The organism is Reichenbachiella faecimaris, assembly GCF_900176375.1.
Taxonomy (GTDB): Bacteria; Bacteroidota; Bacteroidia; order Cytophagales; family Cyclobacteriaceae; genus Reichenbachiella; species Reichenbachiella faecimaris.
In genome coordinates, this window is the sequence record NZ_FWYF01000005.1 from 41,754 (window position 1) to 62,094 (window position 20,341).

Consider the following 20,341-nt stretch of genomic DNA (forward strand, 5'->3'; position numbering starts at 1 on the left):
TTTAGTAGAGAAATGTTTAATTTAATGTACTATCGAAATATGTGTATAATAAACCTTCCCTAGATATGTATATGGCATTCATCTTTTTTGTGTTCCTTTTACTCCTTTTTACTGCACTCTGGCGAACTACATTCGCAGAGGATAAAAAAATCAAAATTTTTGGACACCTTATAGAAACTATTGGATCTGCCTTTATAGGAATATTGATTGTTGCCTATTTTTTGAATAAGATATTACCAGTAGGAGACTGGATAATTAACTTCGGTCAAGATGAAATACTCGCTGGTGACTATACTTACGGCGTAATATGTGTGATAACTGGAGCAATTATTAAATTAATATCATCACTGGATTTAGATTAGCCTGAAAATAAAGAAACCGCCTGAGGGCGGTTTCTTTATTTAATTTCCTTTTTTTATACGTTATCAGAAGAAGCCTTTGCAGCCAAATATTCTCTGTTCAATCGTGCAATGTGCGTCACACTGATTTCCTTTGGACAAACGGCCTCACAAGCTTGTGTATTGGTACAGTTACCAAAACCTTCTTCCTCCATCTGTGCTACCATATTTTCCACTCTACTTTGACGCTCTACTTGTCCTTGTGGTAAAAGAGCCAATTGAGAGACTTTAGCTGCTGTGAAAAGCATGGCAGAAGCATTTTTACATGCCGCCACACAAGCACCACAACCAATACACTGTGCCGCATCCATAGCTTCATCAGCAATTACTTTAGGTATGGCAATTTCATTGGCATCTGGCACACCACCTGTGTTCACATTTACATAACCACCTGCTTGGATGATTCTGTCAAACGAGCTCCTGTCTACTACCAAATCCTTCTGCACAGGGAATGCGGCTGCTCTCCAAGGCTCAATCACTATAATGTCGCCGTCTTTGAACGATCTCATGTGCAATTGACAAGTGGTTACAGCATCCTTTGGTCCGTGAGGTTTGCCATTGATGTACAAAGAGCACATGCCACAGATACCTTCTCTACAGTCGTGATCGAAATGTACGGGATCTTTTCCTTCTCTTGAAAGGTCTTCATTCAATACATCCAGCATTTCAAGAAATGACATGTCTGGTGATACGTCCGAAACATTATATGATTCGAAAGCACCTTGATCTTTAGCGTTTTTCTGTCTCCAGATTTTTAATTTCAGATTCATATCAGTTCTTATTTATAGCTTCTTTGAGTCAATTTCACATTTTCGAATTCTAAAGGCTCTTTGTTGAGTTTTTCCTCCTTGCCCTCGCCCTGGTATTCCCAGGCCGCTACATAAGAGAATTCATCGTCTATCCTTAACGCCTCTCCTTCAGGAGTCTGTGATTCTTCACGAAAGTGACCGCCACATGATTCTTTTCTATTTTGAGCATCATCTATCATCAATTCACCAAGCTCGATAAAATCGGCTACTCTATTGGCTTTTTCGAGAGACATATTCATCTCTTCGTTTTCGCCCAACACCTTTACATTTTTCCAAAATTCTTCTTTCAAAGCTTTGATCTTGCCTTTGGCAATTTTCAAACCTTCTTCGTTTCTGGCCATACCACAATACTCCCACATGATGTGGCCCAGTTCTTTATGGAAATCATCAACTGTTTTCTCTCCATTGATGCTAAGGAGTTTTTCAATTCTTTCCTTTACAGCAGTTTCTGCCTTTTGAAACTCTTGATGATCAGTAGGGATTTTATCATAAGGCATGTCTGCCAAATAATCGCCAATTGTATAAGGTAATACAAAGTAGCCATCAGCCAAACCTTGCATCAATGCACTAGCACCTAATCTATTTGCACCATGATCTGAGAAGTTGGCTTCACCAGCTGCGTACAGCCCAGGAACTGTAGTCATCAGATTGTAATCTACCCAAAGACCACCCATGGTGTAGTGTACTGCTGGATAGATCATCATTGGCATCTCATAAGGGTTGTCTCCAGTGATTTGTTCGTACATGTCGAACAAGTTGCCATACTTACCTTTTACAGTCTCAATGCCGTCGCGTTTGATGGCTTCAGAGAAATCAAGAAATACAGCCAATCCAGTGTTGCCAACGCCACGACCTTCATCGCACATTTGTTTGGCATTTCTAGAAGCTACGTCTCTCGGGACCAAGTTGCCAAAGGCAGGATATTTTCTCTCCAAATAATAATCTCTGTCTTCCTCAGCTATCTTGGCAGCATCTGCTGCTTTCAAGCCTTTTACAGCCGTCTTGGGTACCCAAATTCTCCCATCGTTTCTTAGTGATTCAGACATCAATGTCAATTTGGACTGGTGATCTCCTGATACTGGAATACATGTAGGGTGGATTTGGGTGTAGCAAGGATTTCCGAAGAAGGCTCCTTTTTTATGTGCTCTCCAGGCTGCTGTTACATTTGATCCCATGGCGTTTGTAGAAAGGAAGAATACGTTGCCATAACCACCAGTGGCTAATACCACTGCATGAGCACTGTGCGATTCGATTTTACCAGTGATCAAATTTCTGGTTACAATTCCACGAGCCTGTCCATCCACTATTACCACATCCAACATCTCAGTTCTTGCATGTAGCTGAACTTTCCCAGAGGCTACTTGTCTACTCAAAGCACTGTAGGCGCCCAGAAGTAGTTGTTGTCCTGTTTGGCCTCTGGCGTAGAAAGTACGAGAAACCTGCGCGCCACCAAATGACCTATTGTCCAATAGTCCTCCATAGTCGCGAGCAAAAGGAACACCCTGCGCTACGCATTGGTCAATGATATTAACTGAAACTTCAGCTAGTCTATGGATGTTAGCCTCGCGACCTCTGTAGTCACCACCTTTGATGGTATCATAAAAAAGTCTGAAAACTGAGTCTCCATCATTTTGATAATTTTTGGCAGCATTGATACCACCTTGAGCAGCAATACTGTGTGCCCTTCTTGGGCTGTCTTGAAAGCAGAAGGACTTGACATTGTAACCGAGCTCACCAAATGAAGCAGCAGCAGCAGCTCCTGCCAGACCAGTTCCTACAACAATTACGTCATATTTCCTTTTGTTGGCTGGGTTGACCAGTTTGCTCTTGAATTTGTGTTTCGTCCACTTCTCAGCTAACGGTCCTTCAGGTATTTTTGAATCTAAAGCCATTATATATAGGTCTTAATTTTTTTAATCTATTAAAATGATATATTCAAATACATCAAGATCGGAATAATCGCGAATCCAAATGGAATTAGAATTGAATAAAGTAATCCAAGTTTGGATATGAAAGGGGTGTATTTCTTGTGGTTGAGTCCCATAGACTGAAATGCACTTGAAAAACCATGTGATAAATGAAACCCTAGAAAAATCATGCAGATTACATAAAACCCAACAATTAAAGGATTCGAAAATGTAAAATCAACAATGGCATATCCATCTAGAATTGTCAATGCACCGTAGGTTACTTCCTCTATAGTTTCGCCCTTGAATTCGTACCAGAAGCCTTTTAGATGAGCAATCAGGAATATTAATGTAATAATTCCAAGCAAAGCCATATTCTTAGACGCCCAGCTGCTTTTTGAATCCTTAGTAGGAACTTTGTAACGCACATTTCTAGCTGCTTTGTTTTTCATGGTTAGGATAATTCCATCAATCACATGAACTATGATGAAAAAGAAATTGCCATAGGAGACTACCTTTATAAAAGGATTATTAGCCATGTTGTGAGCGTAGATATTAAATGCTTCACCGTCTGTACCAAATAGAAGCTGCAAATTTCCAGCTAAATGGATAACCAGAAACAAAATTAAAAATAGCCCAGTCAGTGCCATCAAGAGTTTTTTGCCGACGCTGCCTGAAAGTGTTTGTGTAAACCAACTCATACGTATGATTGTTGAAAATTTAGATGCTAAATGATGCCCCAAATATATAGTTGGGGCGCATAGCAAGCAATGGAATGCGAAAATCAGTTTGGGTATTTAGACTAATTATAAATTAGTCGAGTAAGAATGGCGAACATGAAAAATCTTAGACCAAATAATTTCGAGATTGGTAGATGAATTACGGTAACAATGCCGTTTATCTTATATATTTAATGCCAAAGATTCTTTTGTTTCAACTTTATATGGAACAAAAAGGATAGGGAATGAGTTGAAAGAATTGTTTCAACATTGAACTTGAATATTAAACTTTTGATTTGAATGTCATACCACTGGATACTTAGAATATTAGGGTCACTATGCTTTACTCTGATATTTAGTTATGAAAGTGTCTTCGCAACCCATATCAGGGCAGGAGAAATAGTAGCTGTACGTATATCTGATTCCAATCTTACTTATAAGTTTACAGTGATAGGATATACTGATACAGGATCTACTGTGATCTTTGGAGGAGGGGATATAGATTTTGGTGATGGTACAATTCTTAACCTGACGGATAATGCCTCTGCGAGCGGTACAACTCCTTTAGAGGATGAGGTTGCTTACAATTACTTTGAAATCACACATACATTTTCGGCACCTGGAAAATACATTGTACGATATAACGAACGAAATAGAAATGCTGGTATTCAGAATATGTCCAATTCCGTGGATACCCCGTTCTACATTGAGACTAGCATTCTTATAGATCCCTTTATAGGCCTTAATGATACGCCTGTTTTTTTAGTTCCTCCTATAGATAAGGGAGCTGTAGGGGCTGCTTTTTTGCACAATCCAGGAGCTTATGATAGTGATGGAGACAGTCTTTCATATAGGATTACAGAACCCAAACAAGCATTAGATAGGGTTGTTAATAATTACCTGTCGCCAGATGACCCAGAGTTTTATGACAATTATTTAACTGGAAATGAAGATCAGAACGACATACCAACTTTTGAAATTGATGCCATATCAGGAAATGTGCTCTGGGATGCACCAGGAGCACCAGGTGAATATAATATTGCCTTTATAGTGGATGAATGGAGAAAGATAGAAGGTGAATGGTTCTTGCTTGGTTCTTTGACCAGAGATATGCAGGTGATTATCGAGGATACAGATAATGAAAGGCCTGAAATTACTCCTCCACCAGATGTTTGTGTGGAAGCTGGTAACACCGTAAACGAAATGATCACAGCCACAGACCCTGATGGGCATATGGTGAAATTGGAAGCTTTTGGTGGTCCATTTGAACAGGACGTGAACAAGGCCACGCTTACACCTGATGGCATATTTCAGGCATCACCTGCCAGTGCTACTTTTAATTGGCAGACCTCTTGTGAATTAGTGAGACGAAGACCCTACGAAGTGCAATTGAAGGCTACAGATAACCCAGAATTAGGCCCTAAACTTGTAGATTTCAAAACTTGGAACATTACAGTTGTGGCTCCGGCACCCACTGGCTTAAGTGCGGCAATTGAGCCTGGAAGAACCGTAGCGCTGAGTTGGGACTCATACTCAGGATGTGTTGGTGCCAGTCTAATGCAAATTTGGAGACGTGTAGATTCGTATGAGTTTTTAGCTGAAGATTGCAATGTTGGCCTGCCAGAATCAGCAGGTTATCAATTGATTGATACGGTAGATGTAGCTTCAACTACTTATTTGGATGACAACAATGGGGCGAGATTGGCTCCTGGGGCGAATTACTGCTATAGAATTGTGGCGATCTTCCCAGAGCCAGAAGGAGGTGAGAGTTATGCCTCAACTGAAGTCTGTGCTGAAATGGGGCTAACAGCACCAGTAATAATTGAAACGGATGTTGAAAAAACCAATGAAAGTACTGGCCAAATATTTCTCAGATGGCAGCTTCCTATAGACTTAGATCTAGATGATTATGAATACGAAATTGTCAGATTTGAAGGATTGGGAGGTCTTACTAATCCAGATACTATAGCCACAGATATTCAGAGGGTTTCAGGCGTGAATTTCTTGACCTATACTGATACTGGCTTAGATACTAAAACCAATGCTTATCATTATGTTATAAATATGATGTTGATTGGTGAAGATGATCCAATAGATTGGTCGGCACCAGCTTCATCCGTGTGGTTAGAAACCAGTTCTACTACACAAGGAATTGTTTTAAATTGGGAGGCATTGACTCCATGGTCTAATATAGTGCAAGCTATGCCGGGCGATGCAACAGACAAGTATTATCATACAATATATCGGTACGAAGGAGATGGGTTTGTGTCGGAAGATGATTTAACCCAGACTGATTTTGACTCTTTGACAAGCATTGACGCAGCTTTGACTGGATTGTACTTTGAAGATTTGAACGATGAAGACACTAATCCTTTGAATCCTAATTTGGTGTACTACTATTATGTAGAAACAAGAGGTAGTTATGGTAATGACTTAATAATTGATGATCCAATTATTAATAAATCTCAGTTTAACTCTGCGCAATTGGATGATGGGGTTGCGCCTGATTGTACACCCGTACTCAATTTTGATGCTGACTTTAACTGTGCCACATATTTAGCCAATGAAAGGTGTTCTTTTTCGAATTACTTTCGAGATTTGAACTGGACGTATGATTTTGGAGAATGTGATCCTGATGTGAAAGCTTATAGAATCTACTTTTCTGAAGATGGAACAGAAGAAGGATTTGGTGCAATAGGTGAAGACTACGTTGCTGAGGTGCAAGGGACCTCATTCACCCATACAGGATTGAGTTCATTCAAGGGTTGTTACAGAATTACAGCAGTAGATAAAGCGGGAAATGAAGGAGAGTGGGACGAAGAACAAACAGTCTGTGCAGACAATTGTCCAAACTATGTCCTACCTAATGCCTTTTCACCTGACAAGGATAGTCAGTTAAGAAATGAAACTTTCACCCCATATACTGATATATTGAACAATCAGGAAGTACAAAATTTTGACTACGCTCAGTGTCCAAGATTTGTAAGGAGAGTAGAGTTCAAAGTATTTGATAGAGCAGGTGGTATTCTTTTCGATTTTAACTCTGCCAGCTCAGGGGGTGAGGGACAAAGCGTGAATAGTATTCTCATCAATTGGGATGGGAGAACCAATTCGGGTAGAGAGTTGCCAGCAGGTGTATATTATTATGGCGCTGATGTGACATTTGACGTATTGGATGAAGAGGACAGCAAGAAGACGATTAAGGGATGGGTGCAGATAGTGAAATAGACAATTTAGTGCTTTATGATGGCGTATGTACGTTTTGTAATAGCTCTGTAAATTTTATTCTAGATCATGAGCGCCATGCCCAATTGCACTTTACCCCCTTGCAATCTGTGAAAGGTCAGGCTATTCTAAAACAATTTGACTTACCACTTGACTATACGGATAGTTTGCTGTTTTTAAATAAAGGCGCGCTGTATTCTCAGGCAAGGGCAGCGTTCAGAATAGCAGGGTTTCTTGAAATTCCCTGGAACTGGATATCTGTATTCAGATTTCTTCCACCCTTCATTACCAATTTCTTTTATAGGCTGGTAGCCAAACATAGATACAAATTGATGGGGCAGGCAGACGCCTGTATCTTGCCGTCTCCAGGAGTTAGAAATCGGTTTTTAGAATGATCCCATTTCGATTAAGTTTGCCTTCAAATTTTAATTAGAAATAAAATGAAAGCATACGTATTCCCAGGACAGGGCGCTCAGTTTACCGGAATGGGTAAAGATTTATATGAGAGTTCAAGTAAAGCCAAAACCCTTTTTGATAGTGCTAATCAAATCTTAGGATTTGATATTACCAAAATAATGTTTGAAGGTTCTGCTGATGAACTGAAGGAAACTAAAGTTACTCAACCAGCAGTTTTTCTTCATTCAGTGGTGTCTGCCTTGGTCAATGATGATTTCAAGCCTGATATGGTAGCTGGTCATTCTTTAGGTGAATTTTCGGCTTTGGTGGCCAATAGAACCCTAACTTTTGAAGATGGATTGAGGCTGGTTTCTCAACGTGCTCAGGCCATGCAAAAAGCTTGTGAGCTGAATCCTTCAACTATGGCAGCCATTCTTGGTTTAGAAGATGAAAAGGTAGAAGAGATTTGTGCCAGTATTGATGATGTGGTAGTGGCAGCAAACTATAACTGCCCTGGGCAGTTGGTGATTTCTGGATCAAATGCAGGTATTGAATTGGCCTGTGAAAAAATGAAAGAGGCTGGAGCTAAGAGAGCTTTGCCACTGCCAGTAGGAGGAGCTTTTCATTCCCCACTCATGGAGCCCGCACGAGAACAATTGGCTGCAGCTATTGAGGCAACTACTTTTTCGGATCCTATTTGCCCAGTCTATCAAAACGTAGATGCTAAAGCACACAGTAGTGTAGAGGAAATTAAGGACAACTTGATTGCTCAGTTGACAGCACCCGTAAGATGGACTCAGTCCGTTCAGCAAATGGTTGCTGATGGAGCAACAGATTTTGTAGAGTGCGGCCCAGGGAAAGTACTTCAAGGATTAGTGAAGAAAATATACAGAGAAGCAGAAGTGAGTGGTATTTAATTCAGGTATTCCTTCACCACCTCCCAATCCAGGGGAATAGAAACTTCTTCAAAGTCATCAGATATTGCAAAGTCTGATGACTTTTTTATTCTATCATTACTCATGGGGTGAGTGCTGATAAATGCTAATTTTTCTTGTAATGCTGATTGATCCTTGGCCTTCATTTTTAAGAAAAACTGAGCCAATCGTCGAGGGTTGATTTTACTATCGTAAGCCAATTTTAGAGCAAAGTCGTCAGCCTCTTCTTCATTGAGTCTATCAAAAGAAGTGGATAAAGTGATCTTACTGATTTCAGAAATTAAAACAGGATCGCCTCCTGTCATGATACTGAAAAGGGCTTCTATTCCTATTGTTTTAATGAGTTTTTCAACCACGTGTTTATTTTCAGCGTGACCTATTTCGTGCGCAAGAATTAGTGCCAACTCTTCAGCAGACGACACTTCATCAATAAGCCCACTGAAAATGTAAATATTACCATCCAACGTGGTGAAAGCATTGGCTTCAGGTTCGTTTATGATATGAAATTTGTATGCATACTGAGGCGAGTCTAAATTGGACAATAGCCGATTTGTAATAATCTGAATAGAAGAATCTAATGACTGATCATGAATAAACTCAAAATCTGTCATTAGATGTTTGGTCATAAACTCAGATAACTCAGCTTCCTTTTCTAGCGAGATTGAAAATAGGTTTTCTATCTTGTCATAATTGTAATAAGAAAATCCAGCCCATACTGCCGCAAAAATGGCAATGAGAATAGCTAGTTCTTTAAGGGCACCCCATCTCATAATTTTGGCGGAAGGTTTACATTATCTGCGTCACTATTGACATCATCTCTGATTTGATATACTTGGTGGTAGCATATTTTACCAAAGAAAAGAAAATAGTACATTTTTCCATTCCTGGCTTTTACTGCCCCTACAATGCTAAAAGCAAAGTAGGCCAGATTCAATATCACGAGCATAATGAGATAGCCATAATACATATCTGAAGTTTTCAGATTGTCAAACAGAAAAATTTGGAGTGTCCAGTACATGGCTCCCGCATTAATCAGTGTGGTGGGGATTTGACTCCAAAGCGATTGCAAACTGTGAAACCGTACGAAACGGGTATTTTTCTTTTGAACAAAATAGTATATCACAGACGCAATTAAATTGATAATAGGCAAAGGAAGGCCAGCCCCCATGGCAGCAAACATCATGAGGTAAGCCCCCATAGCGTCTTCCTTTTCCTTCTTAGTGAGCTCGTCTGGTTGTTCGAGGTCGTAATATTCCATATTTATTTCCCTGAAAATGGAGGATAGTCATCAGTCATGTATCCCATATAGAGTTGAACTCTAAGACCCCATCGCATAGTACCTACGATAAACTCATGCCAAGATTCAGGAAATTTTCCAGTAAATAATACGACCCACCATCCAAGAATCCATAGGAACATAGTAGCAATGCCTCTAAAAAGAAGTAAAATACCGTGAGGTAGTATGACATAAAAAGCACCAAAAAGTAATTTGATCAATTGGGTCGAGCGACTTAATGTCTCTGGATAGGGAATTTCTAAGGTAAAGGCAGGATCTTCGCTTTCTAACCCAAAAGCAGGGTAACCATCAGCCAAATTGTAAATTCTTAAATTAACTCTAGTCGACCATTTCATTAACTTGATTTGATACTCAAAAAAACTCTCCGGGTAGCTGCCAGTAAACATGATGATAATCCAAGAAATGAAAGACAAAATAGAGCCCCATAAGCCTAAAAACATAAGGATAAAGGCATGTGGCAATACTATATAGAAGTAGCCGAAAATAGATCTTAGGAGCAATTCCCCTCTGGAATATGACTCTTGATGTGTTACGTTAAATGTCATAGTAGTTTATTGTTTGGTTGTAAAACAGAATTCACAATATACTTTGAAATTCTGTTTGTACCAATTACAATCATTAAAGACCCCACTTTTAGATTAATCTATCGTAGCCACACACTTCAATTCAATGGCAATTGGTGTGGGGAGGCAGTTGATCTCCACAGTAGTTCTGCATGGTTGATTGTCCTTGAAGTATTCTGCATAGATTTCATTATAAATTTTGAAATCGTCTTTCATATTCGTAAGAAAAACGGTCACGTCTATCAACTGATCCCATGATGAACCAGAGGCTTCTAGAATTAGTTTTATGTTTTTGAAAACAGAATGGCATTGATCTGCAATGTTGTAGGATATTATTTCGCCGTTTTGATTCAGTTCTACACCAGGTATTTTTTTGGTGCCTTTTTCCCTTGGGCCTACTCCTGATAAGTAAAGTATATTCCCAACCTTTCTGGCATGAGGGTAAAGCCCAACTGGCTCGGGAGCTTCATTTGAGTTTTTTATGGATTCATTATTCATTTCTGGGATGTATTTATGCGTTCATCAAACTTTCTATTTCTTCGGCATGAATAGGAATGTTCTTCATCAAATTGATGTGTCCATTTTTGGTGATGGCGACATTGTCTTCTAGTCGTATGCCAATATTTTCTTCTGGGATATAAATGCCTGGTTCTACTGTAAAGACCATGCCTGCTTCAAATTTTTTGTAAAGGCTAGCTACATCGTGCACATTAAGACCCAGATGGTGAGAGGTACCATGCATAAAGTATTTTTTATATGCTGGCCAATTGGGATCTTGCTTGTCAATGTCCATTTTGCTGATTAGTCCAAGAGCCAGCAGTTCCCTTTCCATTATTTCACCTACTGCTTTGTGGTACTCGGGTATGGTATTGCCTGGTGTTAGCAATTCTGTAGCTTCATTTTTCACTCTTAGGACGGCATCATAGATTTGTCTTTGTCTTTTTGTAAATCGACCATTTGCAGGAATCACTCGTGTCATGTCTGCATTATAGTTGGCATATTCAGCACCTATATCAAACAAGATAATGTCTCCGTCCTTACATTGTTGACTATTTTCTATATAGTGTAGCACGCATGAATTGCCTCCAGAAGCCACTATAGGGTCGTAGGCAAATCGAGTGGCTCGATTTCGTAAAAACTCATAGGAGAATTCAGCTTCTAGTTCATATTCCCAAACACCAGGCTTGGTGAATTCAAGTATTCTTCTGAATCCAATTTCTGTAATATCACAGGCATGTTGGATGAGCTCTATTTCACGTTGTTCTTTTATACACCTAAGATCATAAATCAAAGGAGCAATCCGTTGATATTCGTGTAGGGGGTAGTGTTTTTGACACCACTTGACAAATCGATCTGACCTAGTCTCTACACTAGACCCATTTCTAATATGCTCGTTTGAATCTAGGTAAATATGTTCTGTCTCGGCCAATACAGTGTTGAGTACAGATTCAAATTCATCGAGCCATTTCACAGTACTTACACCTGACGTGTTCTCGGCTTCTTCTTTAGTGTACTTATGACCTTCCCATACAGCTATTTCCTCATTGGTCTCTCTGAGAAACAAGATTTCTCTAAATCTCTCATCAGGAAAATCAGGTGCCAGAAGTAGGATAGACTCTTCTTGATCTATGCCAGATAGATAGAAAATATTCGCGTCTTGTTTGAACGGCAGGGTGCCATCAGCAGATGTAGGCATGATATCACTTGAGTTGAAAATAGCCACAGAGTTAGTCTTAAGCTTCTTGCAAAATTTCGCTCGATTAGAAATGAACAACTCCTGCTCAATAGGTAAATACTTCATGGTGATATGGTTTAATAATCAAACAGGTAGCCCTATTTGCTGTGGTAAATCTAGCGCTTCTTTCGAACGATTACTGACACAGAAAACATTTTTTCTATTACTTGTCCAAATCCAATTGCTTCATTCGTCATCTTATCAAAACAGCAAATAAATGAAAAGATTAGAGAAAAAATATCTGGTCAAGACAAATGAAAAGCTATTTTATGAAGCCTTGACAAATCAAGCAAATGTAAGTCAGTGGTCTGGAGCATCAGCCATAATGCATGAGGAGGCCGGGACAGCGTTTTCTTTATGGGGGGGAAGCATAGTTGGAATCAACACAAAAGTTGCTCGGAACCAACTGGTGCAACAATGGAAAGAAAAAAATTGGGCAAACTACTCTAAGGTTTCATTTGAATGGAAAGCTGGAGAAGAAGGTCTAGAGGTGTACCTCATACATACGGATATTCCGGATGGCTCCTTCCAAAATATTAAGAGAGGGTGGGACGAACATTATATGAATCCCTTGATTACTTGGTTAGAATCTAATAATTTATAAACTAAAACATAAGACAGATGAAAGAGTATCTTTTTTTATTCAGAGGTGGTGATGCCGCCAGAACAGATCAGACACCAGAGGAAATGCAAGCACACATGGCTAAATGGGGTGCCTGGATGCAAGGCTTGGCTCAAGACAACAAGTTGGTTGGTGGATTGCCACTTGATAAAGGAGGTAAGGTTGTTCGAAATGCCGGTGCGGTGATTACTGATGGTCCATTTGCAGAAGGAAAAGAAGTAGTGGGCGGTTATTTGATCGTGAAATCAAACACCCTGGATGGCGCAGTAGAAATTTCTAAGCAATGCCCAATTTTTGAGCATAACGGATTTGTGGAAGTCCGCGAGCTGCTACCAATGGATCTTTAAAAAAATAGAATATATATTAGAAGGAGAGTAAAATAAATGACTCTCCTTTTTTGCTATTAATGGCTTTCTAAAGAAACTTTAAATGTCAGGTAAAGGCAATACTCAGCAAATTGTAGATCACTTATTTAGAAATGAATATGGTAAGATTGTATCCTTGCTGGTAAGTAAATATGGGGCTAATCATCTAACATTAACTGAAGATGTAGTGCAAGAGGCCATGTACAAGGCTATGCAAACCTGGCCTTATGGAGAGGTTCCTGCCAATCCTGCTGGTTGGATTTATCGCGTGTCCAACAATCAAATGATTGATCAGTTGCGACGATTATCAAAACAAGATTACACTGAGGAAAGCCATTTGGATTTGCACCAAGCATCTTTTGAGACAGATATTAATCCAGATGACGTACTCAAGGATGAACTGCTGAAAATGCTGTTTGCATGTTGTCATCCTGAACTGCATATTGAATTTCAAATCATCTTAGCACTAAAAGTACTTTGTGGGTTGGGTGTGAAGGAAATTGCCGCCTGTTTACTCAAGTCGGAAGCTGCCGTTGCCAAAAGCTATACCCGCTCAAGACAAAAGCTTATTGAAGTGAATGCTAGCTTTGATTTGCCACCTGCCGGCGAGCTGAAGAATAGACTTTCAGTGGTATTAAAAGTGATTTATCTCCTGTTTAATGAAGGTTATAAACCAAGTCAGGGTAAAAAAATATTAAATGTGGATTTGTGCATAGAAGCCCTTCGGCTAAACAAATTATTGCTTGATGCTGAGATTGGAAACTTGCCTGAAACCAATGCACTAGAGGCATTGATGTACTTTCATTTGGCCAGATCAGAATCACGAATGAGTGAAGGAGGGTTTATCATTTCATTAGAAGATCAAGATCGCTCCACCTGGGATCAGGAAATGATTCAGACAGGGCACTATTTTTTGAACAGGGCGGTTCAGGAGCCTGTCTATTCTGAGTATCATATTCAAGCAGTAATATCTTCTTTACACTGCGCGGCCAAGTCTTTTGAGGCTACCAACTGGAATGAAATTTTGGCGTTATACGATGCCATGGTGTTGCGCTATCCTTCAGCTGTGGCTCAGCTCAATCGTTTGGTGCCTTTGGCGCAGGTCAAAGGGTGGGAGTCTGCCCTTGTTGAGTTAACTAAAATTGAAGAAACGGGATTTTTGTCCAACTATTATCTGCTCTATTTAGTGAAAGGTCACCTACTTGAGAAAGGAAAGAAAATCAAACCTGCAGTAAAGGCTTATAAAGAAGGGCTAGAACTCATCGAAAATGAGCTGGAAAAAAAATACATTGCAATGAAGATCCAAAGACTCTCAAAAGTATAAGTATTCATTTCTACCATTCCATATATCCGACACTCAAAATGTATAACTTTGCGCCTTCGAATGGAGTAATATGATGGATTACGAGTTGTGGGAGTTGCCCAATGGAATTAGGGTGGTTCATAGACAAGTTTCAAATACAAAAATAGCCCACTGTGCCTTGATGCTGGATATCGGAAGCAGGGACGAAGGGCCGCACCAGCAAGGAATCGCTCACTTTTGGGAGCACATGGCTTTCAAAGGCACCCAGCGCAGAAAGGCGTTTCATATCATCAATAGATTAGAATCTTTGGGCGGAGAACTAAATGCCTATACAACTAAAGAGAAGATTTGCTTCTATGCCGCAGTTTTAGATAATCATTTGGACAAAGCGGTAGAGTTGCTTACAGATATTACTTTCAATTCTGTATTTCCAGATGCTCAAATCAACAAAGAGCGACAGGTGATTCTAGAGGAGATGTCTATGTATGCAGACAGTCCAGAAGATGCCATTCAAGATCAGTTGGATTGTTTGGTCTTTAAAGACCATCAGTTGGGTAATAACATTCTAGGAACTCAAGAGAGTGTAAAGTCATTTCACCAAACAGACTTTCTTGATTTTGTAAGTGAAAATCTTGATACTGAACGAATGGTATTCTCTTCAGTAGGAAATTATTCCTTAAAAAAGCTAAAAAAAATTGTTGAGAAAAACCTCCTGCAGTTCGAACGAATTTCATGTGAAAGGGAACGCAAGTTAGTGAATGGTTATGCCCCTCAGCTTGACAGTAAAAAGAAGGATATTACGCAAGCTCATGTTGGTATTGGATGCCGGGCTTTTAATATTTATTCAGATCAAAAAGTGCCTTTCTTTGTCTTAAATAATATTTTGGGAGGCAACGCCATGAATTCGAGGCTCAATCTGAGTCTTCGGGAAAACCATGGCATGGTGTACAATATAGAGTCTAATTTTCAAGCCTTTACAGATACGGGCTTGTTCTCTATTTTTTATGCCACAGAACCTACCAATTTAGAAAAGTCCTTGCTGCTTGTCCAGAAAGAAATAATAAAGCTGATGGAGGTGGAACTTGGCTCCAAGCAACTTCAAACTGCAAAAAATCAAATCAAGGGTCAGCTGGCTATGTCAGAAGAAAATAATCAAAACTTTATGCTCATGATGGCCAAAAGTATTTTGGATCATGGTAAGATTGAAGGATTAGATGTTGTGTTTGATAAGGTAGATCGTGTCACCAGATCACAGCTTAGAAGACTTGCCAATGAGTGTTTGAATTTTGATCAAATGAGCATATTGAAATATTTGCCATTATAGTACAGAGACCGTTTGTATTGCTCTCATAAATCTTTAAATTTCAATAATAAATTGAAAGAAAGATTTATGCAATATTGGCTAATCAAATCTGAACCTAATACCTATTCTTGGGATGACTTTGTGGAATTAGGAAGAGACCATTGGGATGGTGTCCGAAACTATGCCGCCCGTATGCACATGATGAATATGAAAGTGGATGATTTGGCGCTATTTTATCACAGTGTTAATGAAAAATGTGTAGTAGGCGTAGCCAAGATAGTGAAAGAACATTATCCAGACCCTACTACTGATGACGAGAGGTGGGTGGTGGTAGATCTAGTCCCAGAGTTCAAACTGGATGATGTGGTTACCCTTGAACAAATCAAAAATGATGGACGCTTATCTGAAATGGTGCTAGTGAATAACTCGAGACTTTCTGTTCAACCAGTAAAAAAGGAAGAATTCGATATTGTCTTAGCTTTAGGACAGAAATGAACCAAATAAAGTAAGGGTATTTTGCTCTTGAATCCTTTTTTAGATAAGATTGAAAAAATGAGAAAAACGACTTACATATTAATTCTATTAGTAATTGGCGTTCATAATTTGTCTCTGGGACAAAAAAAGAAAAAGAATGTCGAAATTGATACTGTTGAACAAGAATCTTTCATTGTTCAACCCAATAGGATTGAATTTGAAGTTGGAAATAGAGACGAGGATTTCGTTATTATTTCGGCAAAAGAACGAGGGCTACTTGTCGTAAAACAGACTAGAAATAGAACGGAATCAGGATTTATCTGGGAGTTGTATTTGGTAGATAGCCTCTTGAATATAGTTTGGAATAAAGCACTATCCATAAACTATGGATCCATTTTTTTAGGTTATGACTACAGTGACGAAGGTTTTTTTCTGCTTTATGGCAAGTCAGAATATAAACTTGACGATATGACCGTCTTCCAAATAGATTTGTCTGGTGAAGAGATTTATTCTCACGCTGTCCAACTTGCCTTGCAGCTTGAGTTGAGTCACTTTGAGGTGGTATCAAATACACTCATATTTGGTGGTTTTTCAAATTTGCGTCCTGTAGTAACCACTATTGACCTTGATGATCCCAAACCTAAAGTCATGCCAGGAATTTATAATAACAATAGCAGTATCATTGATGTACGAACAGATAAGAAAACTAACAATTTCACAATCGTTCTCAGCGAACGTACCCCTCAAAAACAAACAACCATATCGCTAAAGACCTTTACTGAGAAAGGTGAATTGGTGCATACTGAAACAATAGAGGCAGAATATGAAAAGAGTTTGTTGGATGGGGTGTCAACCAGTTTCGACAATGGTACACAATACGTGGCCGGAACTTTTTCAAAAAGAAAGTCAGAATACTCCAGAGGGTTGTACTTGGCTAAATTAAATCTAGGTAAGCAAGAGTTTATCAAATACCATGATTATGCCGACTTGGAAAATTTCTTTTCCTATATGAGGGCCAAGCGTGAAGAAAGAGTCAAGGAAAAAATCGAACGTAAAAAAGTAAAAGGTCAGAAGGCTAAGTTCAACTATCGTTTGCTTATTCATGATATCGTAGAAAGAGAAAATGAATACATTCTGATTGGTGAAGCCTATTATCCCAAGTATTCGAATTATGGAGGTGGTAATTTGTATGGTTCCAGCAACTATGGAGGCAATAGTGGCTTTTCCAACCCCAATTTTATAGGATATAAATACACTCATGCCGTGGTGGTCGGTTACAGCAAAAAGGGAGACTTATTATGGGACAACAGCTTTGAGATCAATGACTTATTGAGCTATTCCCTAAAGGATAACGTTCAGATAAGTGTAGAAGACAATCGTATTGTATTATTGTATGTATATGAAAATGTAATTAGATCCAAGATTATTCAAAACGACGAAATATTAGAAGGGAAGAGTTTTGATCCAGTTGAGCTTCATTTTAAATCTGATGAAGTCAAAGATAATGACAAGGAGATGGAAGGGTTGGAAAAATGGTTTGATGGTAGCTTTTACACCTTTGGTATTCAGCATATCAAGAATCTGAAAGACAAAGACGTGAAGTTGAACCGTCGAGTATTTTATATAAACAAGGTTCAATATCAATAATCTGAAATCTTCTCTTCAAAATTCTTTTATATGTGAATGGCTAGTTTCTATATTTGCATAATCAAAGACACATGCAAAAGAGACTCCTTCTTAATAGCCATCACCTCAGCATCACCATCTCTCGTCTTTGTTATCAATTAATTGAAAATCACAATAAGTTTGAAAACACTGTTTTGCTTGGCTTACAGCCCAAAGGTATTTATGTAGCTGAGCGTATTAAGGCTAAACTGGAGGAAGTTGTGAAAAAGACTATTCCGCTCGGTTATCTAGACATCACCTTTCACAGAGATGATTTTAGAAGGCGCGATGAACTGCTCGCCCCAAGCGAAACTAAGGTTCCTTTTATTATAGAAGACAAAAATGTAGTCTTGATCGACGATGTGTTGTACACAGGTAGATCGGTAAAGTCTGCCATGGATGCCATGGGTGCTTTTGGTCGTCCCGCTAAAGTGGAATTTTTGACTTTGATTGATCGGGCATATAGCAGAGATATACCTGTGGAGGCCAATTACATTGGCAAACAGGTCAATACTGTGCTGTCACAAAAAGTTCTTGTGGAGCTTACCGAGCAAGGCAAGAAAGAAGATAAAATTTGGTTGATAGATAATTCTAAAAAATGAGTCAGTTGAGTAGCAAACATTTATTGGGTATCAAGGATTTAACACCAGATGATATTCAGTTGATTTTTGAAACTGCTGATAATTTTAAAGATGTCATCAATAGGCCAATTAAAAAGGTTCCTTCACTTCGAGATATCACCATTGCCAATGTTTTTTTTGAAAACTCAACCAGAACTAAACTCTCTTTTGAGTTAGCCGAAAAGCGACTTTCTGCTGACGTAATAAATTTCTCTTCATCAGGAAGTTCTGTGAAGAAAGGGGAGACGTTATTGGATACAGTTAATAATATTTTGGCCATGAAAGTGGACATGATTGTTATGAGACATTCATCTCCTGGAGCTCCACATTTTCTTTCCAAACACATAGATGCCAATATTGTGAATGCAGGTGATGGCACACACGAGCATCCCACGCAAGCCCTGTTAGATGCTTTTTCTATGAGGGAGAAACTTGGCGATTTAGTGGGTAAAAAGATTGCCATTATTGGGGATATTATTCATTCGAGAGTGGCATTGTCCAATGTGTTTGCTTTGCAAAAAATGGGAGCAGAGGTAATGATTTGCGGGCCAGCCACCTTGGTACCAAAGTACATTACTTCATTAGGAGTTAAAGTGGTGACAGATGTATTTGAGGCATTGCAATGGTGTGATGTTGCCAATATACTGCGGATTCAGCTAGAAAGGCAGCATATCAAATACTTCCCCTCACTTCGTGAATACGCTTTGTATTTTGGTGTAAATAAAGCGTTGCTTGACCGACTAGATAAGGAAATAGTGATTATGCATCCAGGGCCTATCAACAGGGGAGTGGAAATCACGAGTGATGTAGCAGACTCTCAGCATTCAATCATTTTGAATCAGGTAGAAAATGGCGTGGCGATTCGAATGGCAGTTTTATATCTCCTCGCTGGCGCCAGGTCATAAAAAAAGTTCCGATATAATCAGAACTTTTTAGGTTTTGCAAAGCTCAATTTTTATTATTCTTCTAGTTTACTCAGTCCGTTTCTAATCAGGAATTCTCCGTAAAGCATTTTGAAATCTTCAACATCTGGAGCTTGCTCCATAATAGCCTCATACTGAGTTAGTGCATCCAGTATGAGGTTGTTATCTTCAAAATATGAAGCCAAAACCAATTTTCCTAGTGGGGTCTCTCCTGAAATTTCCGCTTTCAGCTGTGCGAGTGAAGTGTTGATTTCAGTTGCTTTCTCTTCTGATAATCGCTCAATACCATAATCAGGAGAGAAGAGGTCTGGGTTATCCTTAACCTTAATATTGAGTATGATAAGTTCTTCAGAAGCCAAATTTTCATCATCCAGATTGATTTGCATGTAAGGCTTTGTCGTTTCAGCTGAAATTAATTCTTCATCAAATATATTCCTTACAGTAATAACATAGTACGCATTTTCTCCAACAGTATTCCATCTAATGACAGCTGCTGGATTAAGAATATTCACAGATGATGGAAGCATGGCAGATATAGCCGTCCCACTTGCTCTTTCTACGGCTCCAGTTGCTTTCATATTCCTTCTGTAATTCGAATTGTCCCCGTCATCATTAATTTTTGAAAGCACGTAATTCGCATATTTGCTGGCCACAGAAGATTTTGAATTTGCAAGCTGAGTTTCAATGTCACTTATTTTTGTTACTCCAGGAGCCCTCAGTTCTATGGTTTTCCCCGTTCTATGCATCAATCCAATATATGCACCTTTCGAAGCTATGATTTGGTCACCTTGCATTAAAGTGATGCCTGGTCTTAGGTGTACTTTTTTTCCATCAGCTTTTTCTACCTGATTTGCACCTTTGCTGGCTAAAACGCGAAACACGAAATTTCTGCTATTTTGTGCATAGCCAAAAAGGCATGTAGTGAAGAGTAGAACGGTGATAATAAATCTCATATAATTCTTAATTAACTCCATAGTAAGTTAAAGTTAGTGTTATTGCATTTTGCAATGCACTTATTTATAAAGTAATTCTGCGGTTAAATAAAAAAGGTCATGCCTTATTAGCATGACCCTTCTATCTTA

General features: G+C 39.0%; 21 protein-coding genes. 12 read left to right on the forward strand and 9 right to left on the reverse strand.

The genetic code is table 11. The annotated features are described in order from the left end of the window. Window positions 1-65: 65 nt before the first annotated feature. Window positions 66-362, forward strand: coding sequence for a hypothetical protein (locus B9A58_RS18970; protein ID WP_139793984.1), 297 nt, complete (start codon window positions 66-68; stop codon window positions 360-362). Window positions 363-415: 53 nt separating this feature from the next. On the opposite strand, the gene B9A58_RS18975 is transcribed toward B9A58_RS18970, so the two are convergent. Genes B9A58_RS18975 through B9A58_RS18985 form a run of 3 tightly spaced genes read right to left on the reverse strand, consistent with a single transcriptional unit; the run spans window position 416 to window position 3,815 of the window. After that, window positions 416-1,168, reverse strand: coding sequence for a succinate dehydrogenase/fumarate reductase iron-sulfur subunit (locus tag B9A58_RS18975; protein WP_084374465.1), 753 nt, complete (start codon window positions 1,166-1,168; stop codon window positions 416-418). Window positions 1,169-1,176: 8 nt separating this feature from the next. Continuing rightward, window positions 1,177-3,099, reverse strand: coding sequence for a fumarate reductase/succinate dehydrogenase flavoprotein subunit (locus B9A58_RS18980; RefSeq protein WP_084374466.1), 1,923 nt, complete (start codon window positions 3,097-3,099; stop codon window positions 1,177-1,179). A 29-nt stretch (window positions 3,100-3,128) separates the two neighbouring features. Next, complete coding sequence (locus B9A58_RS18985) at window positions 3,129-3,815, reverse strand: succinate dehydrogenase cytochrome b subunit (RefSeq protein ID WP_084374467.1); 687 nt, start codon at window positions 3,813-3,815, stop codon at window positions 3,129-3,131. A gap of 318 nt (window positions 3,816-4,133) precedes the next feature. Here B9A58_RS18985 and B9A58_RS18990 point away from each other — a divergent pair, with 318 nt between their 5' ends. Genes B9A58_RS18990 through fabD form a run of 3 tightly spaced genes read left to right on the forward strand, consistent with a single transcriptional unit; the run spans window position 4,134 to window position 8,371 of the window. Next, the gene (locus tag B9A58_RS18990; protein WP_084374468.1) at window positions 4,134-7,061 is read left to right on the forward strand and encodes a T9SS type B sorting domain-containing protein; all 2,928 of its coding nucleotides are present in this window, start codon (window positions 4,134-4,136) and stop codon (window positions 7,059-7,061) included. Then, window positions 7,040-7,453, forward strand: a complete 414-nt coding sequence (locus tag B9A58_RS18995) for a thiol-disulfide oxidoreductase DCC family protein (protein WP_084374469.1) — start codon at window positions 7,040-7,042, stop codon at window positions 7,451-7,453. Before B9A58_RS18990 ends, B9A58_RS18995 begins: the two co-directional genes overlap by 22 nt. 45 nt (window positions 7,454-7,498) lie before the next feature. Continuing rightward, window positions 7,499-8,371 carry an ACP S-malonyltransferase gene (gene fabD, locus B9A58_RS19000; protein ID WP_084374470.1) on the forward strand — a complete coding sequence of 291 codons (873 nt, stop codon included), beginning with the start codon at window positions 7,499-7,501 and terminating at the stop codon, window positions 8,369-8,371. Here fabD and B9A58_RS19005 read toward each other — a convergent pair. The 5 genes from B9A58_RS19005 to B9A58_RS19025 all read right to left on the reverse strand — a co-directional run bounded on the left by B9A58_RS19005 (window position 8,368) and on the right by B9A58_RS19025 (window position 12,050). Further along, complete coding sequence (locus B9A58_RS19005) at window positions 8,368-9,159, reverse strand: M48 family metallopeptidase (protein ID WP_084374471.1); 792 nt, start codon at window positions 9,157-9,159, stop codon at window positions 8,368-8,370. The two genes, fabD and B9A58_RS19005, sit on opposite strands and share 4 nt — an antisense overlap. Continuing rightward, window positions 9,156-9,647 carry a DUF4870 domain-containing protein gene (locus B9A58_RS19010; RefSeq protein ID WP_084374472.1) on the reverse strand — a complete coding sequence of 164 codons (492 nt, stop codon included), beginning with the start codon at window positions 9,645-9,647 and terminating at the stop codon, window positions 9,156-9,158. Before B9A58_RS19010 ends, B9A58_RS19005 begins: the two co-directional genes overlap by 4 nt. A gap of 2 nt (window positions 9,648-9,649) precedes the next feature. Continuing rightward, window positions 9,650-10,231, reverse strand: a complete 582-nt coding sequence (locus tag B9A58_RS19015) for a DUF4389 domain-containing protein (RefSeq protein WP_084374473.1) — start codon at window positions 10,229-10,231, stop codon at window positions 9,650-9,652. Between the two features lie 93 nt (window positions 10,232-10,324). After that, on the reverse strand, window positions 10,325-10,747 hold the full coding sequence (locus B9A58_RS19020) for a RidA family protein (RefSeq protein WP_084374474.1): 423 nt from the start codon (window positions 10,745-10,747) through the stop codon (window positions 10,325-10,327). 13 nt (window positions 10,748-10,760) lie between these two features. Beyond that, on the reverse strand, window positions 10,761-12,050 hold the full coding sequence (locus tag B9A58_RS19025) for an aminopeptidase P family protein (RefSeq protein ID WP_084374475.1): 1,290 nt from the start codon (window positions 12,048-12,050) through the stop codon (window positions 10,761-10,763). A 151-nt stretch (window positions 12,051-12,201) separates the two neighbouring features. On the opposite strand from B9A58_RS19025, the gene B9A58_RS19030 reads away from it, so the two are divergent. The 8 genes from B9A58_RS19030 (at window position 12,202) to B9A58_RS19065 (ending at window position 19,241) form a co-directional block, all read left to right on the forward strand. Continuing rightward, the gene (locus B9A58_RS19030) at window positions 12,202-12,588 is read left to right on the forward strand and encodes an SRPBCC domain-containing protein (protein WP_084374476.1); all 387 of its coding nucleotides are present in this window, start codon (window positions 12,202-12,204) and stop codon (window positions 12,586-12,588) included. Window positions 12,589-12,605: 17 nt separating this feature from the next. Next, entirely contained in the window at window positions 12,606-12,953 is a 348-nt protein-coding gene (locus B9A58_RS19035; protein ID WP_084374477.1) for a YciI family protein, read from the forward strand. 82 nt (window positions 12,954-13,035) lie between these two features. Continuing rightward, the gene (locus tag B9A58_RS19040; RefSeq protein WP_084374478.1) at window positions 13,036-14,295 is read left to right on the forward strand and encodes an RNA polymerase sigma factor; all 1,260 of its coding nucleotides are present in this window, start codon (window positions 13,036-13,038) and stop codon (window positions 14,293-14,295) included. 70 nt (window positions 14,296-14,365) lie between these two features. Next, entirely contained in the window at window positions 14,366-15,598 is a 1,233-nt protein-coding gene (locus B9A58_RS19045) for a M16 family metallopeptidase (protein WP_084374479.1), read from the forward strand. Between the two features lie 66 nt (window positions 15,599-15,664). Continuing rightward, window positions 15,665-16,072, forward strand: coding sequence for an EVE domain-containing protein (locus tag B9A58_RS19050; protein WP_084374480.1), 408 nt, complete (start codon window positions 15,665-15,667; stop codon window positions 16,070-16,072). A 57-nt stretch (window positions 16,073-16,129) separates the two neighbouring features. Next, window positions 16,130-17,698 (forward strand): hypothetical protein, encoded by a 1,569-nt coding sequence (locus B9A58_RS19055; RefSeq protein ID WP_084374481.1) that lies wholly within the window; start codon window positions 16,130-16,132, stop codon window positions 17,696-17,698. Window positions 17,699-17,769: 71 nt separating this feature from the next. Continuing rightward, on the forward strand, window positions 17,770-18,318 hold the full coding sequence (pyrR, locus tag B9A58_RS19060) for a bifunctional pyr operon transcriptional regulator/uracil phosphoribosyltransferase PyrR (RefSeq protein ID WP_084374482.1): 549 nt from the start codon (window positions 17,770-17,772) through the stop codon (window positions 18,316-18,318). Beyond that, entirely contained in the window at window positions 18,315-19,241 is a 927-nt protein-coding gene (locus B9A58_RS19065; RefSeq protein ID WP_084374483.1) for an aspartate carbamoyltransferase catalytic subunit, read from the forward strand. The genes pyrR and B9A58_RS19065 overlap by 4 nt, the downstream gene beginning before the upstream one ends. 53 nt (window positions 19,242-19,294) lie before the next feature. On the opposite strand, the gene B9A58_RS19070 is transcribed toward B9A58_RS19065, so the two are convergent. Beyond that, a complete protein-coding gene (locus B9A58_RS19070) occupies window positions 19,295-20,212 on the reverse strand; it encodes a FecR family protein (protein WP_139793985.1) in 918 nt (305 codons plus the stop codon). Between the last annotated feature and the right edge of the window lie 129 nt (window positions 20,213-20,341).